Source organism: Kiloniella antarctica (genome assembly GCF_042682825.1).
In the GTDB taxonomy this organism is placed as follows: Bacteria; Pseudomonadota; Alphaproteobacteria; order Kiloniellales; family Kiloniellaceae; genus Kiloniella; species Kiloniella antarctica.
On the sequence record NZ_JBHUII010000003.1, the window covers coordinates 138316 to 164191 of the forward strand.

General features: G+C 44.6%; 27 protein-coding genes. 15 read left to right on the plus strand and 12 right to left on the minus strand.

Features of this window, described 5'->3' with window-relative positions; all coding sequences use genetic code 11:
* Window positions 1–237 precede the first annotated feature (237 nt).
* The gene (locus tag ACFSKO_RS06670; RefSeq protein WP_380249738.1) at window positions 238–1398 is read left to right on the plus strand and encodes a YeeE/YedE family protein; all 1161 of its coding nucleotides are present in this window, start codon (window positions 238–240) and stop codon (window positions 1396–1398) included.
* Between the two features lie 15 nt (window positions 1399–1413).
* Here the strand turns inward: ACFSKO_RS06670 and ACFSKO_RS06675 are convergent, their stop codons facing one another.
* On the minus strand, window positions 1414–2391 hold the full coding sequence (locus tag ACFSKO_RS06675; protein ID WP_380249740.1) for a lipid II:glycine glycyltransferase FemX: 978 nt from the start codon (window positions 2389–2391) through the stop codon (window positions 1414–1416).
* A 135-nt stretch (window positions 2392–2526) separates the two neighbouring features.
* Between ACFSKO_RS06675 and ACFSKO_RS06680 the strand changes: the two genes are divergently transcribed.
* A complete protein-coding gene (locus ACFSKO_RS06680; RefSeq protein WP_380249742.1) occupies window positions 2527–2943 on the plus strand; it encodes a PilZ domain-containing protein in 417 nt (138 codons plus the stop codon).
* Window positions 2944–2968: 25 nt separating this feature from the next.
* Here ACFSKO_RS06680 and ACFSKO_RS06685 read toward each other — a convergent pair whose 3' ends face one another.
* Window positions 2969–4969, minus strand: coding sequence for a hydantoinase/oxoprolinase family protein (locus ACFSKO_RS06685; protein WP_380249744.1), 2001 nt, complete (start codon window positions 4967–4969; stop codon window positions 2969–2971).
* A 122-nt stretch (window positions 4970–5091) separates the two neighbouring features.
* The gene (locus ACFSKO_RS06690; protein ID WP_380249746.1) at window positions 5092–5997 is read right to left on the minus strand and encodes a DMT family transporter; all 906 of its coding nucleotides are present in this window, start codon (window positions 5995–5997) and stop codon (window positions 5092–5094) included.
* A gap of 202 nt (window positions 5998–6199) precedes the next feature.
* Here ACFSKO_RS06690 and ACFSKO_RS06695 point away from each other — a divergent pair, with 202 nt between their 5' ends.
* Window positions 6200–6658: an Lrp/AsnC family transcriptional regulator gene (locus tag ACFSKO_RS06695; RefSeq protein WP_380249748.1), complete on the plus strand. Its 459-nt coding sequence runs from the start codon at window positions 6200–6202 to the stop codon at window positions 6656–6658.
* Window positions 6659–6675: 17 nt separating this feature from the next.
* Here ACFSKO_RS06695 and ACFSKO_RS06700 read toward each other — a convergent pair whose 3' ends face one another.
* The 3 genes from ACFSKO_RS06700 to ACFSKO_RS06710 all read right to left on the minus strand — a co-directional run bounded on the left by ACFSKO_RS06700 (window position 6676) and on the right by ACFSKO_RS06710 (window position 9140).
* Window positions 6676–7314, minus strand: a complete 639-nt coding sequence (locus ACFSKO_RS06700) for an SGNH/GDSL hydrolase family protein (RefSeq protein ID WP_380249750.1) — start codon at window positions 7312–7314, stop codon at window positions 6676–6678.
* Between the two features lie 22 nt (window positions 7315–7336).
* The gene (locus ACFSKO_RS06705) at window positions 7337–8335 is read right to left on the minus strand and encodes a D-cysteine desulfhydrase family protein (RefSeq protein WP_380249752.1); all 999 of its coding nucleotides are present in this window, start codon (window positions 8333–8335) and stop codon (window positions 7337–7339) included.
* Between the two features lie 133 nt (window positions 8336–8468).
* Window positions 8469–9140, minus strand: coding sequence for a cupin domain-containing protein (locus ACFSKO_RS06710; protein ID WP_380249754.1), 672 nt, complete (start codon window positions 9138–9140; stop codon window positions 8469–8471).
* A gap of 109 nt (window positions 9141–9249) precedes the next feature.
* On the opposite strand from ACFSKO_RS06710, the gene ACFSKO_RS06715 reads away from it, so the two are divergent.
* From ACFSKO_RS06715 to ACFSKO_RS06760, 10 genes are all read left to right on the plus strand, one after another.
* A complete protein-coding gene (locus ACFSKO_RS06715; RefSeq protein ID WP_380249757.1) occupies window positions 9250–9801 on the plus strand; it encodes a TetR/AcrR family transcriptional regulator in 552 nt (183 codons plus the stop codon).
* 263 nt (window positions 9802–10064) lie between these two features.
* Window positions 10065–10835, plus strand: a complete 771-nt coding sequence (locus ACFSKO_RS06720; protein ID WP_380249759.1) for a hypothetical protein — start codon at window positions 10065–10067, stop codon at window positions 10833–10835.
* Window positions 10835–12091, plus strand: coding sequence for a hypothetical protein (locus tag ACFSKO_RS06725; protein WP_380249761.1), 1257 nt, complete (start codon window positions 10835–10837; stop codon window positions 12089–12091). Before ACFSKO_RS06720 ends, ACFSKO_RS06725 begins: the two co-directional genes overlap by 1 nt.
* Window positions 12078–13034 carry an AAA family ATPase gene (locus ACFSKO_RS06730; protein WP_380249763.1) on the plus strand — a complete coding sequence of 319 codons (957 nt, stop codon included), beginning with the start codon at window positions 12078–12080 and terminating at the stop codon, window positions 13032–13034. Before ACFSKO_RS06725 ends, ACFSKO_RS06730 begins: the two co-directional genes overlap by 14 nt.
* On the plus strand, window positions 13034–14350 hold the full coding sequence (locus tag ACFSKO_RS06735) for a DUF58 domain-containing protein (RefSeq protein ID WP_380249765.1): 1317 nt from the start codon (window positions 13034–13036) through the stop codon (window positions 14348–14350). The genes ACFSKO_RS06730 and ACFSKO_RS06735 overlap by 1 nt, the downstream gene beginning before the upstream one ends.
* Before the next feature lie 20 nt (window positions 14351–14370).
* The gene (locus ACFSKO_RS06740) at window positions 14371–15378 is read left to right on the plus strand and encodes a stage II sporulation protein M (protein WP_380249767.1); all 1008 of its coding nucleotides are present in this window, start codon (window positions 14371–14373) and stop codon (window positions 15376–15378) included.
* Complete coding sequence (locus ACFSKO_RS06745; protein ID WP_380249769.1) at window positions 15363–16397, plus strand: RDD family protein; 1035 nt, start codon at window positions 15363–15365, stop codon at window positions 16395–16397. Before ACFSKO_RS06740 ends, ACFSKO_RS06745 begins: the two co-directional genes overlap by 16 nt.
* A 109-nt stretch (window positions 16398–16506) precedes the next feature.
* Window positions 16507–17274, plus strand: coding sequence for a hypothetical protein (locus ACFSKO_RS06750; protein ID WP_380249771.1), 768 nt, complete (start codon window positions 16507–16509; stop codon window positions 17272–17274).
* 205 nt (window positions 17275–17479) lie between these two features.
* Window positions 17480–18250 carry a DUF7847 domain-containing protein gene (locus ACFSKO_RS06755; RefSeq protein ID WP_380249773.1) on the plus strand — a complete coding sequence of 257 codons (771 nt, stop codon included), beginning with the start codon at window positions 17480–17482 and terminating at the stop codon, window positions 18248–18250.
* 126 nt (window positions 18251–18376) lie between these two features.
* Window positions 18377–18643, plus strand: coding sequence for a metal-sensing transcriptional repressor (locus ACFSKO_RS06760; RefSeq protein WP_380249775.1), 267 nt, complete (start codon window positions 18377–18379; stop codon window positions 18641–18643).
* A gap of 7 nt (window positions 18644–18650) precedes the next feature.
* Here the strand turns inward: ACFSKO_RS06760 and ACFSKO_RS06765 are convergent, their stop codons facing one another.
* Window positions 18651–19061, minus strand: coding sequence for a DUF1801 domain-containing protein (locus ACFSKO_RS06765; RefSeq protein ID WP_380249858.1), 411 nt, complete (start codon window positions 19059–19061; stop codon window positions 18651–18653).
* Between the two features lie 99 nt (window positions 19062–19160).
* Window positions 19161–19901: a pyridoxine 5'-phosphate synthase gene (locus ACFSKO_RS06770; protein ID WP_380249777.1), complete on the minus strand. Its 741-nt coding sequence runs from the start codon at window positions 19899–19901 to the stop codon at window positions 19161–19163.
* A 103-nt stretch (window positions 19902–20004) separates the two neighbouring features.
* On the opposite strand from ACFSKO_RS06770, the gene ACFSKO_RS06775 reads away from it, so the two are divergent.
* A complete protein-coding gene (locus tag ACFSKO_RS06775) occupies window positions 20005–21381 on the plus strand; it encodes an aminotransferase-like domain-containing protein (RefSeq protein ID WP_380249779.1) in 1377 nt (458 codons plus the stop codon).
* Between the two features lie 130 nt (window positions 21382–21511).
* The gene (locus ACFSKO_RS06780) at window positions 21512–21868 is read left to right on the plus strand and encodes a VOC family protein (RefSeq protein ID WP_380249781.1); all 357 of its coding nucleotides are present in this window, start codon (window positions 21512–21514) and stop codon (window positions 21866–21868) included.
* 169 nt (window positions 21869–22037) lie between these two features.
* Here the strand turns inward: ACFSKO_RS06780 and ACFSKO_RS06785 are convergent, their stop codons facing one another.
* From ACFSKO_RS06785 to ACFSKO_RS06800, 4 genes are all read right to left on the minus strand, one after another.
* The gene (locus tag ACFSKO_RS06785; protein WP_380249783.1) at window positions 22038–22805 is read right to left on the minus strand and encodes a DeoR/GlpR family DNA-binding transcription regulator; all 768 of its coding nucleotides are present in this window, start codon (window positions 22803–22805) and stop codon (window positions 22038–22040) included.
* 214 nt (window positions 22806–23019) lie between these two features.
* Entirely contained in the window at window positions 23020–24096 is a 1077-nt protein-coding gene (ugpC, locus tag ACFSKO_RS06790) for a sn-glycerol-3-phosphate ABC transporter ATP-binding protein UgpC (RefSeq protein WP_380249785.1), read from the minus strand.
* A complete protein-coding gene (ugpE, locus tag ACFSKO_RS06795; protein ID WP_380249787.1) occupies window positions 24096–24950 on the minus strand; it encodes a sn-glycerol-3-phosphate ABC transporter permease UgpE in 855 nt (284 codons plus the stop codon). Before ugpE ends, ugpC begins: the two co-directional genes overlap by 1 nt.
* A gap of 10 nt (window positions 24951–24960) precedes the next feature.
* Window positions 24961–25839 (minus strand): ABC transporter permease subunit, encoded by an 879-nt coding sequence (locus ACFSKO_RS06800; protein WP_380249789.1) that lies wholly within the window; start codon window positions 25837–25839, stop codon window positions 24961–24963.
* Between the last annotated feature and the right edge of the window lie 37 nt (window positions 25840–25876).

Below are 25876 nucleotides of genomic sequence, written 5' to 3' on the forward strand. Positions count from 1 at the left end.
GCACGTAAGTACTGTCTGTTTCCAGTGCTCAAAAGGTATCAAACTTGAGTGTTTTGGAAGGTTGTGATCTCTGTGATCGTTTTTTTTTGGAAGGAATGGCAGAAAAGAAGCGATTTTTAACACTTGATTGTACGCAGGGAAAACAGTGCACACAGTTATCTGACAATAATGTGAAAGGAAGTGGGCGACAATCCCGCTTAAGATGATGTGTGATTCGTTTAATTTGAGGCTTTATCTATGCTCGTCCAGTCTAAAACAATTATGCCATTAAATCGGTTCCTCCCCTTGGTTCTGTCATTAGGTGTTGTCCTGTATCTTTATTTTAGTGTGAGTGAGCGTGCTGCAATTGCAACGGGGTTAGGGGTGGCATTAGGCATAAGTCTTTATCATGCCGCGTTTGGCTTTACTTCAGCATGGCGTCGTTTCCTGACTGACAGATGGGGGGCAGGGTTAAAAGCTCAGATAATTATGTTGGCAGTCGTTGTGACACTGTTTTTTCCTGTATTGGAAAGCGGTGAAATATTTGGTCATCGGGTCGGAGGGTTTGTCAATCCTGCAGGCATCGGAGTTGCGGTGGGTGCATTTATCTTTGGAATTGGTATGCAGCTCGCCGGCGGGTGTGCAAGCGGCACATTGTTTACAATAGGTGGAGGCAGTATCCGGATGGTGGTGACGCTTTTCACTTTTATGTTGGGATCGGTGATCGCCACGATTAACTTACCCTTCTGGCGCAGTCTTCCTCAGCTTGATCGTTTATCCATGGTAACTCTTTGGGGGTGGGAACTCGCATTAGCTCTTCATTTCTTCGTTTTTCTTGGTTTGTACTTGTTGGTCAGAAAGGTGGAAAAGAAAGAGTTGATTTCTGAATCTGATAACCTTAGGCAGCTCCCTTTTTCTGTTCGAATGACACAAGGTCCTTGGCCGCTGGTTTTAGGGGGCGTTTCGTTGGCGTTATTGAATTTTATAATGCTGATTAGCCTTGGGCATCCTTGGGGCGTAACATCTGGGATCACATTGTGGGGAGGGAAACTTGTTACCTTCTTTGGCGCTGACCTTTCTGGGATACCTTATTGGAAAGGATCCATGTCAGCACTGGATCGCTCTCTTTTTCGCAGTGATTCATCGGCGACGAATATTGGTATTATAGCAGGAGCGATGAGTGCGGCATTTTTAGCTGGAAAGTTTGGAAAGTCCCAAAACATGACTGTGAAGGGAATTTTGACGGCCCTTATCGGTGGGTTGATGCTGGGATATGGTGCTCGCCTGGCTTATGGATGCAATATTGGGGCTTTTTTTAGCGGTGTCGCTTCTGGAAGTCTACATGGTTGGCTTTGGCTTGTTACAGCCCTTGCCGGGAATTTTATTGGCGTGGGGCTTCGCAAGAAAATCAATTTTTAAGTTGTTACCAAGTCGTCAGTTATAGCTGCCCGTAAGGGTAAATTCTTGCCCGCCAAGACCTCTTTTGAAAGCCGTAACCCCAGCAGCTTCTTTTGTGTTTATGCCACCAAGATCTAGCCACTTAATATTACGCTTTTTTAGTTCCAGTACGGCGTTCCATATCAGGTAATTATGAGCTTTCAGCTTTCGGCCGTCCGGACTGTTCCACCCAACAAGGTAAGTCGCGCTTGCCTCATGGAGTATGACTAAAATGGCCCCGACTGGTGTTCCCTTCTCAATGGCTCTGAGTAACAAAAAGTCATTACGATCTTTGGTGAAACGTTTTAAACTGGAAAGTAGAGCGGGACTGGGCCCTTTAAATTCTTTTAAAAGTTTGTCCATCTCATTGAGGGCTAATAACCAAGCAAGGTGAACCCCTTGTGTATCTACTTCGAGAGACAATCCTTTTTTGTAAGACTGGTTGAGAGGATTACGCCAATTAGGTTTTAAATTGGCTTTGAGCTCGTCTTCTGACTTGTCAAGGTCGAGCCATATTGACGAATACCCATCAGTGTCAATTCGGCTAAGTCCAAGTTCCTCAAGTTTCGAATGATGTTCTTCAGATGCACTTATCTCGGGTAAAAAGTAAGTGAATCTCCAAGGACGCTTTGGATATTTATTACGAATTTCCGTCCAGAAAGCATCTTGAACATGATCTGGAATATTGTCTTCGATCCAAAGAGGGCCACGATAAAGTCGAACTTTGTGAAAGACCTTCAACATACGTTGTTCAAGGACCTGACAAATCCCAACAATACGGTTGTTGTAATGAATGGTGGCAAATTTACCGACCATACGCTCCGTCACCAATGCGGCTTGAGCATAAGGCCAACTTTGTAATAAATTTGATTTTTCAACTTTACGAACCAACTTTCGCCATTCTTTGACCGAAACATGGTTCCACTTAATCTCAACAGTGGTGTCTATAGGGGTATTAAGTGATTTATCAGGCATTGGGCCGCCGTAGCTTGGAATGTATATTTTGTACCCATAATGCGTTAACTATGGGTTTTGTAAATGCTTTCTGAATATTTTCATGTTATTGCTAACAGATTGATATTTAAAATTTAGACTAGGACGACGAAATCTATGGCGAAAATTGTTGCCGTATATAATAAAGACAGAAGGCGTGATCATCGTCGAGCAGTACATTTGGCTGCCAAATTAAACGGTTTTGACGCACGGCTTAACAACAAAGATGTAACGATCAAGGATATTAGCCCTGGCGGTGTTGGGATTGCAGGTGAGGAAGATGATCTTGATGATTATGCAGATATGGACGTTGTTCTCGATGACGGTGAAAAGCTAAACATCGAAGCTTTAGGACTTTCTGTTGGTGATGTTGTGTCTTTGGAAATTTTCTTAAAAACGGCAGACTCTTTTTCAATTGATATTGAAATCCGTAGAGCTGACCATGCTGATGGTAAGCTGGGCGCTCGCTTTGTAAACATTGGTAACAAGGATTTTAATACTCTGGAAAAGATCGTCCTTGGTCGACTTAGATAGTTTGTATCATTAAATTTTATTTACATCAGGCCGCCAAATTTGGGCGGCCTTTTGCTGTCGCAAATATACGACTTTCGATAAAAAGTTGATCGCCACCAGCGTCAGTTATGATTTTGTCATGACGGCTGGTTTGTACTGTAATTTCAGTTGCACCACACTCTTGTGCCTGTTGCTTTACCTGCTTTTCGACATAAGATAGAACGTAGTTAATCGCTTCTTCACTATCTGTGAAATCAACTTGTTTTTTACCGATATGGGCCCTGAATCGGCCTTTTTCTGGGGAAGAGATCAGTACGGATATTTTTTGGACAACACCGCCAGCCACGGCGCCTACCGCATTGGAAACCTCTGAATGTTCAGGAAGGTTAAGGGAAGCGTTTAGGCGGATTGCAACATCTTTATAATAAGTTGTTGCAGGGGCCCCTGTGGCAACAATCGGGCGCCCAAGGTTAATGGAGAAATCTATTACAGGGGAGTGGGATTCTGTGATTTTATCTCTGAGTGCGCTATTAAATAGATCATGCCCAAGCTTTTGTTTGTCGCTCAGGGGGGTGTAGCCGATTTCTGATAAAGCAGTTTCAACAATCGTTGTGGCTGAGCCTGTAACCGTCTTTTCATAGATCATTTTAGCAAGTTTTTCTGGTGTGAGGCCCAAAAGAATACCTTCTTTCTCAGAGTGCCTTATAAAAAGCTGGGCAGATAGGTTTGCACCGTCTGTATTCCATGAACTTTGTAGGCCAAGAAGATGACTTGCATCACTTGGCGTCAACCCGGAGATAATGACGAGGCCTCGATCAATAAGCCGCTGTAGAGGGCGTGCCATTGCTGGCCTCTCCAATATCATGTTCAGGGCAACGGGGCCGGATTGAAGGCCTTCCCATATTTCTTGCTCTAATCTTGATAAGCTTGAAAGACCAGCATCGAGGGCACGTAACTTTAGAGCAAATCGTCCATCCCCAGGCCATATCCGACTGTTTTGAAGTTGTTTTTCCATTACGGAGAGAACTTCCGGATATTGCATCGCCAAAAGACTGATAGGTTGAACCCGACGAGGACCAATTGTAAGAGATTTTGAGGAGGGGCTTAGCGCAATTTCACTGTCGCCTCCAAGGCCAAAAGTATGAACAGCAACAGCCTCGACCATTGTTTTCCATCCTCCGACAATCGCACCGTCTTTATTTAGTTGGGGTTCACCGTCTTTTAAAACGGCAATGTCTGTTGTGGTGCCGCCCATATCGACAACAAATACATTTTCTTCGCCGGATAGATAGTGAGCACCAACAACGGAAGCTGCAGGACCGGATAGAATGGTTTCAACCGGACGGGAAAGAGCCGTTTTTGCTGTGATTAAAGAGCCATCACCTTTGACCACCATTAAAGGTGCGCGAATAGATTTCTGATCCAGCATGGTTTCTACTGCGAGTATTAATTGCTGGAGTTGGGGGATTAACTGGGCGTTTAAGAGGGCTGTTAATGCTCTTCTCGGTGCGTCAAGACTAGAAGAAAGCTCGTGGGCACAAGAAACTGGAAGCCCTGTTTCTTTCAAAATAATATCTCGGACGGTTTCTTCATGGGTTGCATTTCTGACCGAGAAATACCCAGCAACAGCAAAAGAAGAAACAGATGGCGCATGTTCTTTGACAGTGTCGATGACGTTAGCAAGGTCAAGCGGAGCAAGCTCATCACCCATAGGGGTGTGCCCTCCACGGATAAAAACACACGGATTTTTACCTACTGCGTCCCCAAGATTCGACCGTTCAAGCGCCCCTTTGTCATAGCCAATGAGAATAAGGCAAACAGGGCTGCCATGGGCTTCAACAATCGCATTTGTTGCCAAAGTAGTGGAGAGGGAGACCATTCGGATCTGGTCTCCTTCGTCATCCAAAATGGTATTTACTGCGTCGAAGATCCCAAGGGACAGGTTGTGTTTTGTTGTTAGGGATTTTGCTGTTCGAAGGACACCGACTTCCTCATTAAAAAGTACAGCGTCGGTGTAAGTTCCTCCGGTATCGATCCCCAATAACATTATTCAGTATCCTTAAAAAATCCTGTAAAGCGAAAGACCTAGCAAATTACTGGGGCAGATGCTTCACTAAAAACGACGAGGGTGTTTGGCGCAAATAGGAAAATTCTTTATGAATTAAAACCCTAGCTTGGTTTGAGTTTTATTAAGCCAAGTGCGGCAACCATACCAAGAGTGACAACACAGACACCAATAATCTCGGCGATAGTTGGGACTTCTCCAAGAACAGGGAGAGCCAGGATGACTGCAATTCCCGGTACAAGTGCAGCAAAAACTGCGCCGCGAGATGCACCAAGCAAAGCGACGGCTTTTGTGTAAAACAAAAGCGCAAGAATTGCTGAGCCAAAACCCTGGAAAATACCTTGAAACAGGATTTCTTCTAGCGGGGCTGTGAAAACCTGAGGGTCTCCAAATAAAAAATATAGGGGGAGGTAAAGTACCATTGATAAGACGGCAACCAGAGCAGTTGCATGTAAAGGATCAGCTTTAAAGTACTTTGTTCCAACCGTATAACAAGCCCAACAACCACCGCCAGCTACAAACAGTAAGTGACCCATCCATTGGTTTTCACCGGATGAACTCAAGCCCTTCCACCCCAATATTGCGACACCGAGTATAACGATGCCTAGTCCAAAGAGGCGATTTTTACTGGGACGATCCCCTAGAATAAACCAACTTCCTATTGTTGAAATTGTCATCATGCAGCTTGGTGCGACAATTCCCATGTGGCTGGCTGGTGCAAAGTTCAAACCGGTTACCGTGAGGAGCATGTACGGTGCACCTGCGCCAAATGCAAAAAGCAAAGCACCGGGCCAACCAATCCCTTTCACGCCCTTACGTAAAATAAGAGGGAGTAAAACAATTCCCGATACGGCGAACCGTAAAGCGGTTATGTCATATGGGGTGAGAGTGTTTCCCTTAAGTCCAAGGCTAGAGACGACGGGCCAAGCCCCCCAAAGAAGTGCTGCCATAAGACCATATATGATCCCCATGGTTAGGGTGTTCTGATCTGCTTTGAGAGTATTTAACATTACTTGGTCCTGATTTACCGATCTTTGTAGAAGAATAGTCCTTTACGAAGGAGGCATCTTAGTGAAAATACAAAAAGAACGGCTGCAAAATATTGGGTTTATGGGTATAAAAACTGCATAAAAGATCATTTGGTGAATATTATTGACCCGTTCTTCTAAGTGCATCTAAAACATTAAGAAAAGTAAGCCTGGAAAATTGGGTATGACGATGGATAAATTCGATAAAGCGATATTGCGCTGTTTACAAGAGAACACTCGCTTTAAGTCAGAGTATATAGCAGAAAAAGTGGGACTTTCTGCAACTGCATGTCAGCGTCGCATCAAACGTTTGAGAGATTCAAGGGCCATTACCAAAGAGGTTGCTATATTAAACCCTGAGATCACCGGGAGGCCTGTTACCTTAATCGTGCAGCTTGTTATCGGGCGCTGCGGAGCTGAAATCCTAGATCAATTAAAGCGAGATTTGGTCGCTGAGCCAGAAGTTCAACAATGCTATAATGTTACGGGGGCTTTCGATTTTGTTGTAATTGTCACTGCCAAAGACATGGAAGCCTACGAACGGTTCACCCGAAGAGTGTTTTTTGACAAGCCAACCATCAAAGAATTTGAGACCACGGTTGTAATGGAAAAGATTAAGGTTGGATTGGAAATTCCGATTTAAATCAGATTTTCTATTTATTATCTCGAAAGAAGTTCTTGCCATTGATCGGATCGGTGAACTGTTAGAGCCATAGCTTGGTAACCCATCCCGGTTGAATGCAGGCCGTCGTTCATTTTTAAACCACTCATATAATCGGGGGAGACAATAAGTTCTTGATGCAAATTCAAGAACGGAATTCGTTGTTTTGAACAGATGTCCTGATACTCGTTGGTTCCCTCAAGAAGGTCATTGTTTTTAAAATCAAAGTTCATTCCGGTTTGGATCGATAAAAAGGGCATCTTTTCTTCGTCAACTGGTGTGGGGCCCAGCACTAAAAGTGGGATAAATTCTTTTAATTCTTCAATAAGTTCTTGAAAATGTTTCATTGCCCGGTGTCGCGGTGTTCTGGGAATGCCTGTTTCCGTTATGGCAAAGTCGTTTGATCCCGTTGCAAAAACAATAAAGTCACTTTTGGGGTCTATAACACGCACTTTGCATTCATTAAGCGCGCGTGCTGATATCTCGCGGAGGGTCTGCCCTCTAACACCAAGGTTATAATGAATAAAGGGGGTGTCGCCTGAGGCTTCAAGCAGGGCAAGACGTCCCGGCATTCCCAATTTACCTTCATCGCTCATGCCTTCCATTATGGAGGCGCCAATAAAACAAACCCGTTTCATTTTTATCGTACCTGCTGGAGATTTACGAGAATACTGATGGGTAGGCCCCAATGGCTTGGGCGCCCCCAGTATGGAGGAAAATAACGCTTTCGTCCTTGGTGAACTTGCCTTGACGGATGTGATCGATCAGTCCGGCAAAACCCTTGCCTGAATAGACGGGATCTAAGAGGATACCCTCTGTTCTGGCTACCAGTTCAAGCGCTTCCTTTCCCGATGAGGTCGGGATGCCATAGTTCTCGCCCCCGTAGCCCGTAATGACATTCAAGTCTGGGTCCGGATTCCAGATTTCAAAACGGCCGAGTTTTTCCAATGCGCGGGGAACGATGCTCTCAATCGCTTCTGTTACAGGCCCTGCTTTGCCATCGACTTCGATGCCAATCACGGGGAAGGGGCGTTTGGCAGTTATCAAGCCTGCAATTAATCCGGCCTGGGTGCCACCGCTGGATGTGGCGTGGTAGAGCGCCGAAGGTGATACTTTAAGATTGCGACATTGTTCGAAAATTTCGATGGCTGCCGACGCATACCCCAACGCTCCAACCGCATTGGATCCGCCAACCGGGATAATATAAGGGGATTGTCCCTTCCCAATAAGCTCTTGGGCCAAATTTTCCATGATTTGGTCGCGATCGGCCCCGGCAGGATGGATTGAAGTCTTGGCCCCTAGCAGGTGATCAAGAACGATATTTCCTGATGTTTGATAGGCTGGATCATCCCAAGCGACATTCCGGACCAGGATTAAATGGCAATCTAGTCCGTAGCGTGCCGCCGCTGCGGCGGTTTGCCTGACGTGATTGGACTGCAATCCACCCGCTGTAATCACGCAATCAGCCCCTTTATCAAGCGCGTCGGCAATCAAAAATTCCAGCTTGCGCGTTTTGTTGCCGCCGCCAGCAAGGCCAGTACAGTCATCGCGTTTCATGTAAATCAGCGGTCCCCCTAATTTTTTGGATAGGCGGTTCAGGGGTTGAAGCGGTGTTGGTAGAAACGCGAGCGGGACAGAAGGGTTGAATTCTGTAAGCATTGGGAACCTATGGGGCTAATAAGGTGGTTTTTCTTCTATACTACCCTAGCAAAAAAGAAGACAGAATGACGATCTTCTTTTACAAATTTTTTGATAAAAATTTCCTGTGCCTGATTTGCTCGTCTTTATAAACTTAGTCATCGGCTTCAGTATTGGGGAGGTGTCCCGATTTACAAAGTAGGGTGCAATCCTCCGTCACAGTGAAGTTGAGGATCTCTGCTTCAGGGTAGCGAAGCCACGTTCTTTGGGGGTAGCGTTCGTTGTTATCTTGAAGGCTTCCTTCCAGAACCAAAATTTCCACCCCACCTTTGGGGGCTACACGATGGATGAATGAGCCTGACGCCCATTTTTCCATCTGTACAATCTCATCATTAAAGTGGTGAAGTGGCAGTATTTTTTGATCCGGGTTCGTGCTGGAAATCCACTGTGCTGTATTGGTGTTAATAGAGAATTGTTTGTCATCGCCTTGATCGAATTGCCAGAGTTTTACAAAAATTATACAGCCTTTAACTGTATGAGGAGAATGGCTGGTTCCAACAGGATTTCGCACATAAGTCCCGGCGGGAAAGTCTCCATATTGGTCAGAAAACACACCTTCAAGGACAAAAAACTCTTCGCCGCCATCATGCTGGTGCTCTGGAAAATATTTATCTTTTGCAAAGCGCACAATGGTTGTTGCTCTGGCGACTTCCTCGCCAATTCGATCAAGCATAATACGTTCAACACCTTTTGCTGGTGAGGGCGACCAGTTTGTGTTTTCTGGTTTGACGATGATGGTTTGTGTGAAGTCGGCATTGAGGCGCATTATGAAATTTGCTTTCAATCTATCAATAGGTAGGCATTTGAGTCTATAGTTAGGGCTTTAAATTAATTCTGCAAGAGGTTATCTATCAAGTCGTAGATAAGAGGTGCAGATGAGTAATACAGCAGACACATCGACAAAAATTATGGATGCGGCAGAAGGGTATATGCGAACAAGGGGATATAACGCCTTTAGTTTTCGTGATATTGCTGCGGATATAGGTATTAAAACGGCCAGTATCCATTACCATTTCCCATCCAAAGCGGACCTCGGCGCTGCCGTGACGGAACGATATACCGAGCGATTTCTTGAACATCTGGGACCGCCAGACGCTTATAACCATACAAAACAAATAACGCGTTATATCGCAGCCTTTCGATCTTCCTATTCTGCGGGGGATCAAATGTGTTTGTGTGGCATGCTTGGTGCAGAGGTTTCATCTCTACCAGAGAGCATGACGATTGTCTCTAAGGAGTTTTTTGTAAAAAATCTTTTATGGCTGGATAAGATTTATCTCTCAAAAGAGGGGGAAAGCTTCTCGATTGAACAGGCGCGGCAAAATTCTTTACGTCTTCTTGCGTTGCTTGAAGGGGGCCTCATCGTGGCGCGTTCGTTGGATGGTTTGGAGACTTTTGATCACTTGGTATCTCAGGAATTAATTTGAATTTAAAGAAGAGTTTATCATTTAAGATTTCTATCTAAGACTTTGTTCTAAATTGATAAAGCTCACGAAATAAAAATCGGGAACAATAATCCTCTGACTTTTTTTCATTAAGATAAAATCTCTAGACAGATTTCCTATGGCTGTGTCATTGTTCGATCAATGCTCGTTAAGGTTATGGGGTTGCGGCGTTAAGTGCAGTAATTTTTGAACCGCCAATAAGTTAGGTTGTGGTTTCAGGTATATGTTGGGGGTTACTTAATCCAGTGCTGCTTTCTGGAAAAATATGTACAACAAACAAGCTTTTTCGATTTATACGAGGAGGCTTTTTCTGTTGTTTTTTATCTTTTGGTGTCCTTTGTTCTGAAGCGCTTTCCAAGACTCCATCAGAAGTTGAGGCTGCGCTTGATAGTGTATATTCCGATGACCGCTATCAAAAACAACTTCCTCTTGAAATAAAAGAACCCAAGATTGAAAAAAAAGCCCCCCCACTGAAGAAAAAGAAACCGGAAAAGCTAGATTTTACGGGTTTGGAAGTTCTGGGTAAGATCTTAATCTATGGCTTTTTGATATTGGTGATCGTATTACTGGGTAAAGCTATATTTAATTACCTCAATGACCTAAAACGGCGCCCTCAAAATAAAACGGTTCTCGAGGACAAGCCTGTTTCCTACTCTCGGGTAACTGATATGCCAGAGGAGTTGAGTAAGGAAACTTTGGAGTATGCGGACCAATTGGCTCAAAAGGGGCAATTCGAAGCGGCAATTCGCGCTTTATTGTTTTGTTGTCTTAAACATGTCCGTGAAAGCTATCACTCGACACTTCCTGCGGCTTTGACCAATAGGGAAATTTTGAAATCGGATTGGCTCCCATCCGATGTTCGACAGAAAATGGGTGTTATTGTTGATGCAGAAGAACTTACCGAATTCGGGGGGCGATCAGCAGGGGAACAAGAATTTAACGCATGCAGAGAAGCTTTCCATATTTTTGTGAGACCACGAACCTCTTCAGTGACAGTTGAGAGGGCCGCAATCTGATGGATGATCGGATCTTTTCGAAACGGACCCTGTTCTGGTTGATATTAATCGGGATCTTATCCTTTGCGGGCGCTTTTATTGCCTCCGTCTATCAAGATAAGCTCATTCAGCTTAGCTCTTACGGGGCAAATTCTTATTCGGAATCAGCCATTGGCCACAAGGCCTTCACCAAGCTCTTAAAGCAGTTAGATTTTCGTGTCAGGATTAGCCAGCAGACCCGCAGCGGTTTTAACTTTTCGGATGTAAAACTTGTTATAGAGCCTGAAAGCGAGACCGGATTATCTGATGCTTTGTCCGGGTTTAGCGGCGTAGGGTCCCTCATTGTTTTACCGAAATGGCGTGCCCAACAGGACCCGGAAATTCGTAAGTGGGTGAAACTCGTTGAACTGCGCGATCCTTCACAGGTCGAAAATGTTATCGATTACATTTCAACCGATATCGAACTTGTTCGAAGTGGGCTGGATGTCCAAGCCGAGAATTTTACCTGGGATACAGAAACATTTACTTTGAATGAACAGATAACCTTACTTGGACCACAACTGATCGCGGGTGATTCTGATCTCATTCGCCCCTTGGTATACAATGATAACGGTGTCTTATTGGCAGAAGTTATTAAGCCCGGTTTTCTTTATGACATCGATCGAACATGGATTTTAAGTGATCCGGATGTCTTGTCCAACCATGGCTTAGATAATGGGGGCAATGCTGCGTTCATGATTTCTGTGCTTGATGCCTTAACGCTGAATAAAGTGGGCGGGGTCATCGTTGATGAAACGTCACACGGTTTTGCATCAGAACCAAGCTTGTGGCGCAAAATGTTGGAATTCCCCTTTGCTGTCGTCACGCTTATAGCTCTCTGTTCCGTCTTATTGTTGGCTTGGAGCTCCATGTCTAGGTTTGGTGCGCCGGAAAAAACGGACAAAGCCTATCAGGCTGGTAAAGAATTTTTGATTGGAAATACGGCCGAATTGTTGGCTTTCGGCGGGCACGGGGCCTTAATGCTACGCCATTATGTCGACAGGTCATTGCATTCTGTCGCAACCAATCTCCACGCCCCCAAGGAACTTGAAGGCCCGGCGCTTTTGGTGTGGCTCGACAGGGTCGGTCATGCCCGTGGATTAAGTTTTAAGGGCAGCGATGTCATTAAAAAAGCTGAACAACACTACACATCAAATTCATTTAATGTTCTGGCGGCAATAAAGTCCGCGCAGGATATTCATCGTTGGAAACAGGAGATGTTGCATGGAACTGGATGAAATCCGGACCATTAGTAACGGTTTGAAAACAGAAGTCCGTCGTACCATTATCGGGCAAGAAGGTGCTTTGGACCTGATGCTTGTCAGCTTGCTGTGTAAAGGGCATCTGCTTTTAGAGGGCGTACCTGGAACCGGAAAAACCTTATTGGTGCGGTCTTTTTCTAAGGCATTAAACCTTGATTTTGGGCGCATTCAGTTCACACCGGATCTTATGCCTGGGGATGTGTTGGGGACGAACCTGTTTAATTTTCAGACCAATGAGTTCTCCTTGACCAAGGGGCCGATTTTCACGGACCTTCTTTTGGCTGATGAGATCAACCGTACCCCGCCCAAAACTCAATCGGCACTGCTTGAAGCCATGAGTGAGCGGACGGTAACGATTGATGGCACCAGTCACAACCTTGGTGAAGGTTTTTTGGTTATTGCCACTCAGAACCCGATTGAACAGCAAGGCACCTATCCGTTACCTGAGGCACAGCTTGATCGTTTTATGTTCAAGTATGTATTGGAGTACCCAAGCGAAGCTGAAGAAAGATCCATTGTCACCCGGCATGGCCATCAGACCTCTATGCCAAAGCTGGACGAGTTCGGTGTTCAAGGTGTTGCCGACTTGGCCAAGTTGGAAGAAATGCGCGCTGTTGTAAGTGCGGTAAAGCTGAGTGATGAAATTGTCAACTATATCGTTTCTGTCGTTCGGGGAACCCGCGAACATCCATCTCTTCAGTTCGGGGGATCGCCGCGTTCAGCAACAATGCTGGCTGCGGCATCTCGGGCTTATGCGGCCCTACAAGGGCGGGATTATGTGATACCGGATGATGTGAAGTTTATCGCTATTCCCGGTTTGCATCATCGTGTTGTTTTGTCTCCGAGTGCAGAGATCGAGGGGATAAGAACCACCAGTGTGATTAATGAAATTCTAGAGCAAACGGCCGCGCCAAGATAATGAGACCGACCCTGCGTGCTGCCTTACTGATATCTCTTGGGATACCGCTAAGCCTTGTTCTTATTATTTGGGACGAGAGTTATTGGTTGTTTGGTATCGTCTATTTGTTTTTGGTGCTTTTACTCATGGGGTTGGATTTTCTGAACTCCTTGGCACCATCAAGGGTTTCTCTGTCTCAAAACATTACCTCGGTACTCTATGCGGGGCATGATGATTATGCCTATTTTTCTCTCTCGGTTGGTAGCAGGCACAAGGCTTATGGTCTGGAGGCTTTGATTGAGGTTGATGATGAATATCTTGTCAGGCCAGATATTGCAAAAATCAAGCAACTTGATCGTAGCCAAGAAGGTGAGGTGGCCTTTCCTCTGATTGTGAAGCGCCGGGGCACGGCAAACATATCGACACTTTGGGCGCGATGGTACAGTCCCTGGGGACTTGTACAAAGACAGACCGTATGGCCTGTGGATCATAATGTATCCATCCTGCCAAACGTGCACGCTGTTAAGGCGGCAGCCTTGCAGATTAACAGCCGGGATGCCTTTCATGGGAGCAAGATCCAAAAACAACGGGGAGATGGCACCGAATTTGATGCGCTTAGAGAGTATGTTCCTGGGTTTGATTTACGCTCGATTGATTGGAAACACTCTGCCCGACACCGTAAGTTGGTTTGTAAAGAGTTTCAGGTCGAACGTAATCATAATGTGATTTTGGCCTTTGATACCGGACACCTGATGACCCGACCGCTCGAAGGCCTTCCGCAACTCGATCATATGATTAATGCCGGGTTACTTTTGGGGTTTATGGCCCTGAGAGGCGGCGATAAGGTTGGTCTCTATGGTTTTGATGCCAAGATCCGTATCCACGCGGAACCGCTTGGGGGCAATCAGGCATTTAATCACCTGCAGGCAAACTGTGCCGAACTTGATTATCAATACAACGAAACCAACTTTACCCTCGGGCTTTCGAACCTGATGGGAAAATTGCAACGGCGTTCTCTTATTGTCCTCTATACAGACTTTGTTGACACGGTTACCGCAGAATTGATGATTGAAAACGTTACACGGCTTTCAAAACGCCATCTGGTTATATTCGTAACTCTTGAAGATCGTGAACTCGTTGAGGTCGCAGATCAAAGGCCAAAATCCATTCATGATATTGCCAAGTCTGTGGTTGCTGACGATTTTATCAGAGATCGGCAGATCGTCTTTGAACGGCTTCGTCGCCTAGGTGTGCACTGCCTTCAGGCTCCTGCTGCGTCGGTAAGTGCGGCATTGGTTGAGCGTTATCTGGAAATCAAGCATCAGGAGCTCATCTGAGCAGGGGAGAGAGTAGTTAAATGTCAGATGGTGTCCTCAAGAGTTCTCAATTTCGAAAAGAGCGGGAAGGGTCCTGGAAAGAGCTTCAGCACCTCGTTGAAGTTATCGAAAAAAAGGGAATTAAAGCTCTTTCTGCTCAAGAACTTACACGCTTGCCCAATCTCTATCGTTTCACGCTCTCTTCTTTATCAGTGGCCCGGGGCGTGTCGCTTGATCGGAATATGCTGGAATACCTCGAGCTGTTATCAACCCGGGCTTATTACTGTATCTATGGCGTACATGCGAGTTTTGGCAGCACCGTTCTCAAGTTTCTGTTTGAGGATTTTCCCGAGGCCGTATGGAACGCCCGTTGGCGCGTTTTATTGACGAGCATCATTATGCTGGCCGGAGGGCTTGTTGCTTATTACCTCACCATTGGTAATGAAGAATGGTACTACACGATCGTGAGTGACGGTATGGCCAGTGGGCGCACACCCGCAAGTGCAACCGAAGATCTACGCAAAGGACTTTATGACGGGGGAGAAATAAGTGCTCAAGAATTAAACAATTTTGCGTCGGGGCTTTTCTCACATAATTCTTCTGTTGGTATGTTCTCGTTCGCTCTTGGTTTCGCTCTGGGGGTCCCAACCTTTATTCTAATATTTTACAATGGCTTAGTGCTTGGGTCTTTTGTGGCGCTTTATACCAGTCGGGGACTTGGTACGGATGTGGCTGGTTGGTTATGGATACATGGGACAACTGAGATCTTTGCAATTATACTCTGTGGTGCGGCCGGTTTGGGGTTGGCAAAGGGGATTATCTCCCCAGGTCGAAAAACACGTCTTTCCAATCTTGCAAGTGAAGGGAAACAGGCCGCTAAAGTTGTCATTGGGGCGGTTTTAATGCTTTTGGTTGCTGCGATACTGGAGGGTTTCGGCCGTCAGTGGATCGTTGATATATCGACGCGCTTTACCATTGGGGGCTTGATGCTGGTTTTCTGGCTTGGTTATTTGGGATATTGGGGGCGGAAAATATGTCAAAGACACTAATCCCTCCACAAAACCGCCCTTCTCTGCAAAAACCACAGCGCATGCAAACGACAAAAAAGCAAAAGAAAGTCGAAGGGGCTTGGCGTCGGGTTATCACCCCCGAAGGCGTTCCTGTGCGGCTTGAATTGGCTTCTCGAGGAGACCGTTTCGCGGCCTTGTTACTCGATCTCATGATCGTTTATGGAGTACCTGTTGTTCTGATCATTGCCTTTGCCTTTTCTACCATTTGGACCTCGCTGGAAGCTAATAAAGGGTCACTACAGATTCTCTTTGCCGTCAGTAATGTCATACTTTTTCTTTGGTATAATTTTTATTTTACCTTCTTTGAAATTAAGTGGCAGGGTAGAACGCCGGGTAAAAGGGCCTTGGGGATTAAGGTGGTTGACCGGCACGGTGGCCAGTTGAGAGTAGACGCGGTTTTTGCCCGTAATCTTATGCGGGAACTGGAACTATTTTTGCCGCTTTCAATTCTCTTTTCCCCCTTTGGGTCCGGAAGTGAAGGCCTTACGGATTTGTTGATGATAATCTGGGTGGGGCTGTTTGTCTGCATACCGTTCTTTAACAAAGACCGCTTGCGTGCAGGCGATATGATTGCGGGTACCTGGGTGGTGAAAATTCCAAAGACGGTTTTAATGGGGGACATTGCACAGGAAAGAACCCGACTACCGGCTGAGTCTTTCTTAAAAGGTAAAGAGCAAAAGCAATCAGAACGTTACATCTTTACAGATGAACAGGTGGATGCCTACGGGATTTATGAACTGCAAACCCTTGAAGAGCTTTTGCGAAAAACTGCCGTTGCCCCAAAAACCATCCAGGAAGTCACTCATCGGATCAAAACCAAGATCAAATGGGTCGAACGTAATTCTGATGGCTCTAAATCCTACCTTTGGAAAACCACTAAGGGGAAAACCGAAGAAGATATCGCTTTTCTTAAGGCTTATTATGCAGCTCTTCGGAGGCGACTGGAAGCCAAGATGCTGTTTGGTAAGCGTCGGGAAAACAAACACGACAGAAGCTGAGGAAATTCTTCTTGTGTACGGTTTGTTTGATATTTATTGGGTCTTCGAGTAGTGTTCTCTTCTCGTAAAAAGTGTTTTAATTATTGTTATATTTCTCGAGGGGGGAAACATGACTACCATTGATGAGAATGTCGGAAACGATTTTCGTATTGGCGATACGCTAAGTAAGGTTTTTTCGGTGTATTTCCGGAATTTTATACCTTTTAATTTGCTGGTTTTAATTATCGCAGCACCAATACTGGTATTGGTTTTGTTCACGGATGTTCTGTCTTATGGTAATAGTATTGATGGGGTGGGTACCGCTCTAGGTATCATAGCTTTACTTGCTGTTATTTTGACTTTTGTTTTCTATTTTGTATCGGCAGCAGCAATCACCCACGGTGTTTTTCAAGATTTAACTGGGAAGCCTGTAAGTTTTTCAGGATCGTTTTCTCACGGTCTTACCGTTGCGGTTCCAACCATTTTAGCTGGTATTGTGGTGGCCGTTCTTAGTTTCTTGGGGATGATGGTCTTTTTTATACCTGGCGTCATCATTTTTATGATTTTAATGGTGACGATACCAGTTGTTGTTATCGAAAATCCTGGAGTTTTTGCAAGTTTGGGGCGTAGTGCAGAACTTACAAAAGGCAACCGTTGGGCTCTTTTTGGTATTTTGCTAATCTTTATGGTTATTGTCATTGTTGTAAGTCTTGTTGGCTCTCTTATCGCTGGAATTTTAGCAGCAATGGGAATGGAAATTGTTGGTCTTATTGTCTCTTTAGCTTTCCAGATATTTTACACGGCAATAGGACCTGTGCTCTATGCTGTCACTTACAATAATTTGCGGGCGGCAAAAGAAGGCATCTCCACAGACCAAATCGTGTCTGTATTCGAATAGTGTAACTTGACGCTATAACTAATTTAGAGGCCGGAAAATTGTATTTTTCGGCCTCTAATGTTTGTGAAGATTGTTAATGGAAATTAGGACCGCCGGATTAATGTCTCAAGCCAGGCGGCAAGTAGATATGACCTGTCCTTTATTCGTAGTTCGGTCTTTGTTATATGAAAAAATATTTGTTTATATAGGTTTTTGAGGGGGAGTTATGACGATTATTGATGAGAATCTCGGGAATGATTTTCGTATTGGCGATACACTAAGTAAATCTTTCAAAGTGTTATTTCGGAGATTTTTTCCCTTACTAACATTAGTACTTATTTTTCAAGTACCCATTATTATTTGGATGAGTACATCGGGAATGTATTTAACCGGTTTGGAAAATCCTGAATTGTTGTTTGAAGATCATGGATCTCAAATACTTTGGATGCTTGTCCCGTCAATTATATTATCTTTAGCGTCCTCAGCTGCTGTTACCTACGGTGTTTTTTTGGAGCTTACGGGCCGTTCAATTCGTATCGGTGAGTGTCTATCAAAAAGTATTTCGGTTCTTATTCCAGTAGTTTTAGCTGGTATAAACTCTTATATATTCATCTTGACGGGATTATTTTTTGTTATTATCCCAGGCCTAATCGTGGTTTTGCATTTGTTTGTGGTAATACCTGTCGTCGTTGTTGAGAACCCTGGTGTTTTTAAGAGCCTTGGTCGGAGTGCAGAGCTTACAAAAGGTAATCGTTGGGCTATTTTGGGTTTGTTTATAATAATGATTATTATTGGAGTTGGACTTGGTTTCCTCAGTCAAGAAATCTCTCTCATATTTATTGGTATGGGGATGACCATTGTTGGCGTATTAGTCGATTCTGTTATCCAAGCGATTAGCACATTAATTTACTTGATTATTGGAGCGGTCACTTACAATAATTTGCGTCAAAGCAAAGAAGGTGTTTCTTCGGGTGAAATCGCATCCGTCTTCGATTAAATGGTGTCGAATTCAGTATTTGAGAAAAGCCGGAAAGCTTTGCTTTTCGGCTTTTCGTTTTTTATCTACAGTCTATTTTTAGAAACAGAACTTCATTTTAGATAAACGGCTTGTACTGGAATAAACATGGATGAAGCTCACACTTCCCACAAACAGGTTTTAAACCGCTTGAAGCGGGCGCATGGGCATATGCATAAGATTATGGATATGCTGGAGAACGGGCACTCTTGTGTGGATGTAGCGCAGCAACTTTATGCGGTTGAAAAGGCCGTTGTGCAGGCGAAACGGGTGCTTATTCATGACCACATTGACCACTGTCTTGGAAAAAGCGATGGGGCCGAAAATAATTCGGATGCCCTGAGTGAATTTAAAGAAATTACAAAGTATCTGTAGCTGATTATTACTTATTTAAGTGGTAGGTTAGGGCCATGGCGATGCAGTGTTGTAGTGCGGCAGTTGGGACTTCATCATCCTGATCAAAAATAATGCTGCGATTTCCGCCATAGGTCATCTCTTGCGGGTAAAGTTCCCGAAAACGATCGACAAGATTGGTTTGGCAGTGGAAGTAGATCGCATACTGGCCGTTGTCTGCTTTGGTCTGGTCGATACGAATGGTTGAACCGCTTTTTGTTTCCGGTGTGAGGAAACTCGGTTGGCCCCACTTAAGCGCTTCTTCTATTTTTCCAACGCCCTCTGTAAGCCCTGCCGTTTCCAAAATCAGATCACGCAAGGATAACAGTTTACCGCGTACCCGTTCGGGATAGTTTTTATAACAAAGCTCTACGGCTGGCGGTAAAGGGTAGTGGGGCATCTGCACGTTTCAGGTTTTCCTGGATTGTTGCTCAAGAAAGACAATCTTATCAAGGGATGCCTCTCTTGTACAAAAGCAACTATAAGAGTTCTCGAAATCCTACTTTTTGGCAATTTCAGCAAGATAGGCTTTGATAGCGCCGTCCATACCATAGATCAGTGCATCCGCGGTCAAGGCATGACCGATAGAGACTTCATCAGTCCAGGGAATTGCTTGCAGGAAGTGGGCGAGGTTATCGAGGTTTAAATCGTGGCCCGCATTAACGCCGAGACCAGCATCCCGTGCTGCGATGGCGGTATTTTTATATTGGGAGAGAACCTGTTCGCGGTCGTCTCTGAAATAACATTCAAAATAAGGTCCGGTATAAAGCTCAACCCTGTCAGCACCGATTTCGGCCGCAGCAAGTGCGATCTCTGGCTCATGATCAATAAATACAGATACGCGGGCACTTTGGGCATGAAGACGTTCAATGATCTCGGTCAATCGTTCCTTGTTACCCAGAATGTCCCACCCGTGGTCAGAGGTGTTTTGATCGGGATCATCAGGGACCAATGTGACTTGTTGTGGTCTGGTCTCAGCCACAAGCGCCATAAAGTCTTCAGTCGGGTTGCCTTCGATATTGAACTCGATTGGTGCGGAGTACTCTTTGGCAAGCATCTCCGAGAGTTCATAAACGTCAGACTTACGACAATGGCGTTCATCTGGTCGGGGATGCACTGTGATGCCGCCAACACCAGCTTGAAGAGCAATTCGGGCCATTCCTGTGACACTTGGATAATCGATATTCCGTTGATTACGGAGCAGGGCGACTTTGTTTAAATTTATGCTCAGGACAGTCATGTTTGCCTCGAATTGTTATGGTAACAATATTTATGGTTGCCGTTATTGTTAGAATAATGTTCTTATTATCAGTGTAGTCAATAAAAACATTGTTGGGGTAACAATGTGGATTCCACATAATCTAGATCCAAATTTATCTGTATACCGTGCTATCAGTGAATGTCTTGCGTTGGACATAGAAGAAGGGCGTCTGTCTGAAGGCCAAAAGCTTCCGCCGATGCGTGATCTTGCTGATGAACTCGGCGTTACTGTCGGGACTGTTTTGCGGGCTTATGATCTCGCCGAACAAAGGGGACTTTTGGTCAAACAAACGGGCCGGGGCAGTTTTGTCCGCTCTAGCACTGAAAAGTCACAACACATTCGCGAAATTTTGGATGAAACAGGGGCCGTAGATTTAAGCCGAAATGCTCCGCCTTTTATTAACCTCGAAGCTCAGTTGCGACGTTCCCTGATGGAAATCAGTAAAGACAGTAACCTCGATGGCATGTTGGAGTACGGGCAAAGCCAGGGTTTGTTACGCCATAGAGAGATCTTGTGTGAGTGGCTTGATGGTCGCGGCTTTAAAGCCGATCCCGCCCGGATCATTATTACCGGGGGTGCACAACAGGCGTTAACTGCGGCTCTGGGGGCGTTGACTTCTCCGGGTGATACCGTTCTTGTTGAAGAGCTTTCTTATCCTGGAATTAAAAATTATGCGCGGTTCTTTGGTATAAACCTTGTCCCTGTATCGCTTGATGAGGGCGGGTTGGTTCCTGAATCCGTAGAGCAAGCCTGCCTTCGACATTCTGTCAAAGCACTTTATTGTATGCCGTTTGCACACAATCCGACCACGGCAACTATGTCAGAAAAACGCATTGCCGAGATTGCAAATATGGCGGACCGCTATGGTTTTTTCGTCATAGAAGACGATGTTAATCCCCGCCCATCAAGCTCTGACTTTAAGCCAATAGCGGCTTATAATCCCGAGCGAACCGTTTATATCAGCAGTCTTTCAAAAACAATATCTCCAGGTTTACGTGTGGGGACATTGATGCCGCCCGACGGGTTGTTGTCCCAGTTTCTTGCTGCAAGCCAAACTACAAGTTGGATGGCGCCACCTTTGATGGCTGAGGTTGCATGTCACTGGATCAAAGACGGTACAGCTTCTGAGCTTGAGAAACAACGCACGACGATTACGGCCAATCTCCTGCGTCAGGCAAATATCGCTCTTGTTGGCATGCCTTATCGGTTTAATGAAGCAACTTCACATCTTTGGATACCTTTATCGGGGGCATGGAAAGCGGAAGAGTTTGCTGAAACCCTGGGCCAACGGGGAGTGCGAGTGTCGCCTTCTGAATTGTTTGCGGTCGACCCCGTGTCAGCACCATCAGGTGTACGGATTAATCTGACTAACATTGGAGATGATTTATTGAAAAAATCGTTATCTTCGGTGGTCCAATTATGGAACAGCAGTCCACAAGCAACCAAATTCCAGATGTAATTTTATTTCTCGATCCATCAGGGCTTCCAGATAAATTTTTTGGTCTGGGCTTGCATGGCGAAGAGGATATAGTTTTATGGAATTTGAATACCTAACCTTAATGACATAAACATATTTGAAGGAATGTATTATGGGATGTCCCGTTGTTTATTTTGAAATTATTTCCGATGATTCTGAGAAAGCACAAGAATTTTATAGGGATTTATTTGATTGGAAAATTGACGCAGATAATCCTTTAAATTACGGGATGGTAGATACCGAGAGTGATGATTCCGGGATTAAAGGAGGCATCGGTGACGATATGCTTGATACTGGTAGCCATCTGACTTTTTACGTTGAAGTACCAAGTATTGAGGAGACGTTGAAAAAAGCTGTCGAAAAAGGTGGAACTGTAATTTTGGAAGCCTTTGAAATACCAGGTGGGTCAAAGATTGGCTTGTTTAATGATCCGGATGGTCGCCGGGTCGGTCTAGTTGAAAACTCCTGATCTCTATCGAAGCTTTCCACTTTTCATGAAAGGGCCTGTCATTTTAGGCGGGCCCTTTCATGTAATTTCAATCATACGAAGGGAGATAGGTTCTTAATATGATTATAGATTCTTGAGTCTTTTCTCGTGATTGGTGGTGCCATATAAAACTCTAAACCTTATCAGGTAATTATCTGCACTCTATTACCTGAAGTTCATTCATTTCCAACTGCATTTTAATCGTATTGCTAGGGAGATGATCTGTAACCATCAAGTCAAGTTCGCTAAAAGTTGCAACCTTTACGTTGGCTTGACGATTCCATTTTGTATTATCTGCTACTAAAATTTTACTTCGACTATTTTCCAAAATAGATTGTGTTACATAGGCTTCATCAGGCTTGAAATCCATCATGCCATAAGAAGGATCAAGTCCACCTGTCCCGACAATGGCGAAATCTGCCTTGAATGATGAAAAAAACCGGATAGTTTCAACACCAATTAGATCGTGATCGCTTTGGCGTAATTTTCCACCCGAAACGTGTGTATCAATACGATTATTGTTGCATAGGATAGCCGCGACATTGAGGTTGTTGGTTAATACTCTTAGATCCTGATGATGCACGAGTGCTTGAGCGACTGAGCCAACAGTTGTTCCTATACCAAGAAATATGGTCGAGCCATCAGGGATTTGTTTTGCAACAGTAATACCAATTTGCTCTTTATTTCCTGCATTCATGATCTGTCGAGTGTTGAAGGACAGGTTCTCAATCGCCGAAGGTAAACAAACACCGCCATGAACGCGTCGGAGCAAACCAATCTCGCACAAAGAATTGATATCTTTGCGTATGGTTTGTGTACTTAGTTGAAAATGCTGAGAAAGGTCATCAATGCTGAGCGTATCTTCTCTGCTTGTCCACTCTAGGATTTTGTTCTGTCTTTCACTCAAACGCATGGTCATGCCAAGTTCCATTATTAGTGGTATGTGTATGCTGTTGCTCGGGGTGTTTTTAAATTCAGAACGTAATTATTTATTCGATTTTTGATCGTGTTATTTAGATAAATGTAAAATCATAATTGGCAGGGTCGTTTTGGTCTGAGGATTAGAATTCCAAATTGTTGTGGATCTATACCTCAGACCAAATATTAGCATCAAACTCTATTGCTAAGGGGGGTCAAACGAGACGGTGACCGCTGTCGCTATTGAATATCATCACGCTTGCCTGATCGTACTCAAGAGTAAGTGTTTCTCCGATCTTTGGTTCTTGCGTTTGATTGAGCCGGAGGCAGATCTCAAGGTCTAGGCCATCTTCTGTCGTGGCGCTAACCAAGGTGCCATAAATGAGATTGTCCGCGCCGTGCTGTTCGACCAGATCAATACTGAGACTAAGCGAGCCCTTGTCATTTATGCGCAGATGTTCCGGACGGATACCCAATACTAGATTTTCACCAACCGGAAGATTATCAAAACCTTTGAACTCCAATGAACCGCTTTTCAGCACCTTTCCATCAAACTTAGCAGGGATAAGGTTTATCTGAGGCGAGCCTATAAAGCTGGCTACAAATAAAGTTTTGGGATCCTTGTAGAGCTCGATGGGTTTGCCCATTTGTTCTATTTGACCGTTATTGATAACCGCGAGACGATCCGCAAGTGTCATAGCCTCTGTTTGGTCATGAGTAACATAGATACTTGTAACACCCATTTTACGTTGTAGTTTTTTAATCTCAATGCGCATCTGAACACGAAGCTTTGCATCCAGATTACTCAATGGTTCATCAAATAAGAAAACTTTGGGGTTTCTGACAATTGCTCGCCCCATGGCAACGCGCTGACGTTGTCCGCCAGAGAGTTGGTTTGGCTGGCGATCAAGGAAGCTTTCGATATGGAGGGTTGTTGCTGCTGCGACTACTTTTCTATCGATTTCTTCTTTGGAATCGCCTCTGTTTTTTAAACCATAGGACATATTTCCACGGACGGACATATGAGGGTAGAGGGCGTAGTTCTGAAAAACCATTGCGACGTTACGTTCGGCAGGAGAGACATCATTGATGCGTTCATCATCTATAAAGATGTCACCTTCACTTACTGTTTCGAGCCCCGCAACCATACGCAACAACGTTGACTTCCCACAGCCACTTGGGCCAACGAATACGATAAATTCACCATCGGCAATATCCATGTTAACACCGCGAACCGCATGAGCACCGTTTGCGTATGTTTTATTTACGTTTGTAAGTTTAACTTTGGCCATTACTTTTCACTTTCTACCAAACCTTTGACAAACCAGCTCTGAAAAACCAACACAACGATAACCGGTGGTAGTGTGGCTAGAATGGTAAGTGCGTATGCTTTTTGGAATTGGGGCAGTTCTCCGCCTTCTGACAACACTTGATAAATTTGCTTAATACCAATTACCAAGGTGTAATTATCTTCTTGAGTTGTCATGATCAGAGGCCACAGATACTGGTTCCAACCCACGACAAACATAATGATTAAAATAGCTGCAATCATAGTCTTGGAAATCGGGACCAGAATATCTATGAAAAATCGCCATGCATTGGCGCCATCCAAACGTGCCGCTTCCAGAAGTTCATCTGGGACTGACTTGTAGAATTGACGGAAATAAAAGGTGCCTGTTGCTGATGCGATAAGTGGTAAAATTAATCCGGTGTGAGTATCAAGTAACCCCATGCCAGCAACAACTTCGTATGACGGAATAATTCTGACTTCTAGCGGCAGAAGAAGTGTCATGAAGATGACCCAAAAAAGAGGGGCTGCCAATCTAAATCTAAAGTAAACAATGGCATAGGCCGCGAGCATAGAAATGACAACTTTACCTATTGCAAAGCCTATACCCAGAGTTAGGCTGTTCCAAAGCATCATACTGGCGGTGACCCTTTTCATCACGCCACCTTCTTCAAAGAGTACTTCGTTATAATTGCTGAAAAAGTGTCCGCCGGGCCAGGCCTGAAGGCCTTCCCTGAAAAGGGTCTCTGCTGAGTGGGTAGAAGACATAAAGGCAACCCAAACTGGAGCCGTCATAAAAAGAGCACCAAGGATAAGGATCAGGTGTCCGGAAATTGTATGCCAAGTTGTTTTAAACATCTTTCCCCTCCTAGTAATGAACTTTGCGTTCAATTAAACGGAACTGCACAATAGTGAGTGCTAGAACCATAAGCATGAGAACGACAGATTGAGCGGATGATCCCCCGAGATCGTTGCCTCTGAAGCCATCTGTAAAGACCTTATAAACCAGAGTACTGGTTGATCCTCCCGGTGCGCCACCTGTTGTGGTGTCGATAATTCCGAAAGTTTCAAAAAAGGCATAAGTAATATTGATGACAACAAGGAAAAATGTCGTTGGAGCAAGGAGTGGAAATGTCATTGTCCAAAATCGTCTGAAATTACTTTTACAGTCGATTGTTGCGGCTTCAATTACAGATTTTGGAATGCTCTGCAAACCAGAGAGGAAGAAAATAAAGTTCACACTGACTTGTTTCCAGACAGCAATAAGAACGACGACAAACCCAGCATCAAATGAATTGAGCTTGTGGTTAAAGTCCCAACCCATAGCATTCAGGAAGTAATATAAGTCACCTATAAGGGGATTAAACATTAGGTTCCCCATTAACCCGGCGACCGGAGGTGCAATGGCGTAAGCCCACATAAGCAGGGTTTTGTAAGTACGCGCACCTTGTATGACCTCGTTGGCTTTAACGGCCAGTAACATGGCGAGTGCAAGAGAGAGGAACGTAACTAAAAATGAGAAAACAATCGTAAACCCAGCAGATTGAAGCCAGGAATCTTTAAAAATTGTATCTTCATAATTTTTGAACCAGACAAATTGCGAAGATAAGCCAAAAGCATCTTCAAGCAAGAATGACTGATAAATGGCCTGAGCGGCAGGCCATAGGAAAAATATACAAATAATAATAATTTGCGGAGCGATGAACAGATAAGGTATCGGGCTGTGGCTAAATTGAACTCGTTTCATGGTCGAAACCGCGCTCCGTATTCTTCTAAAGTGTCGT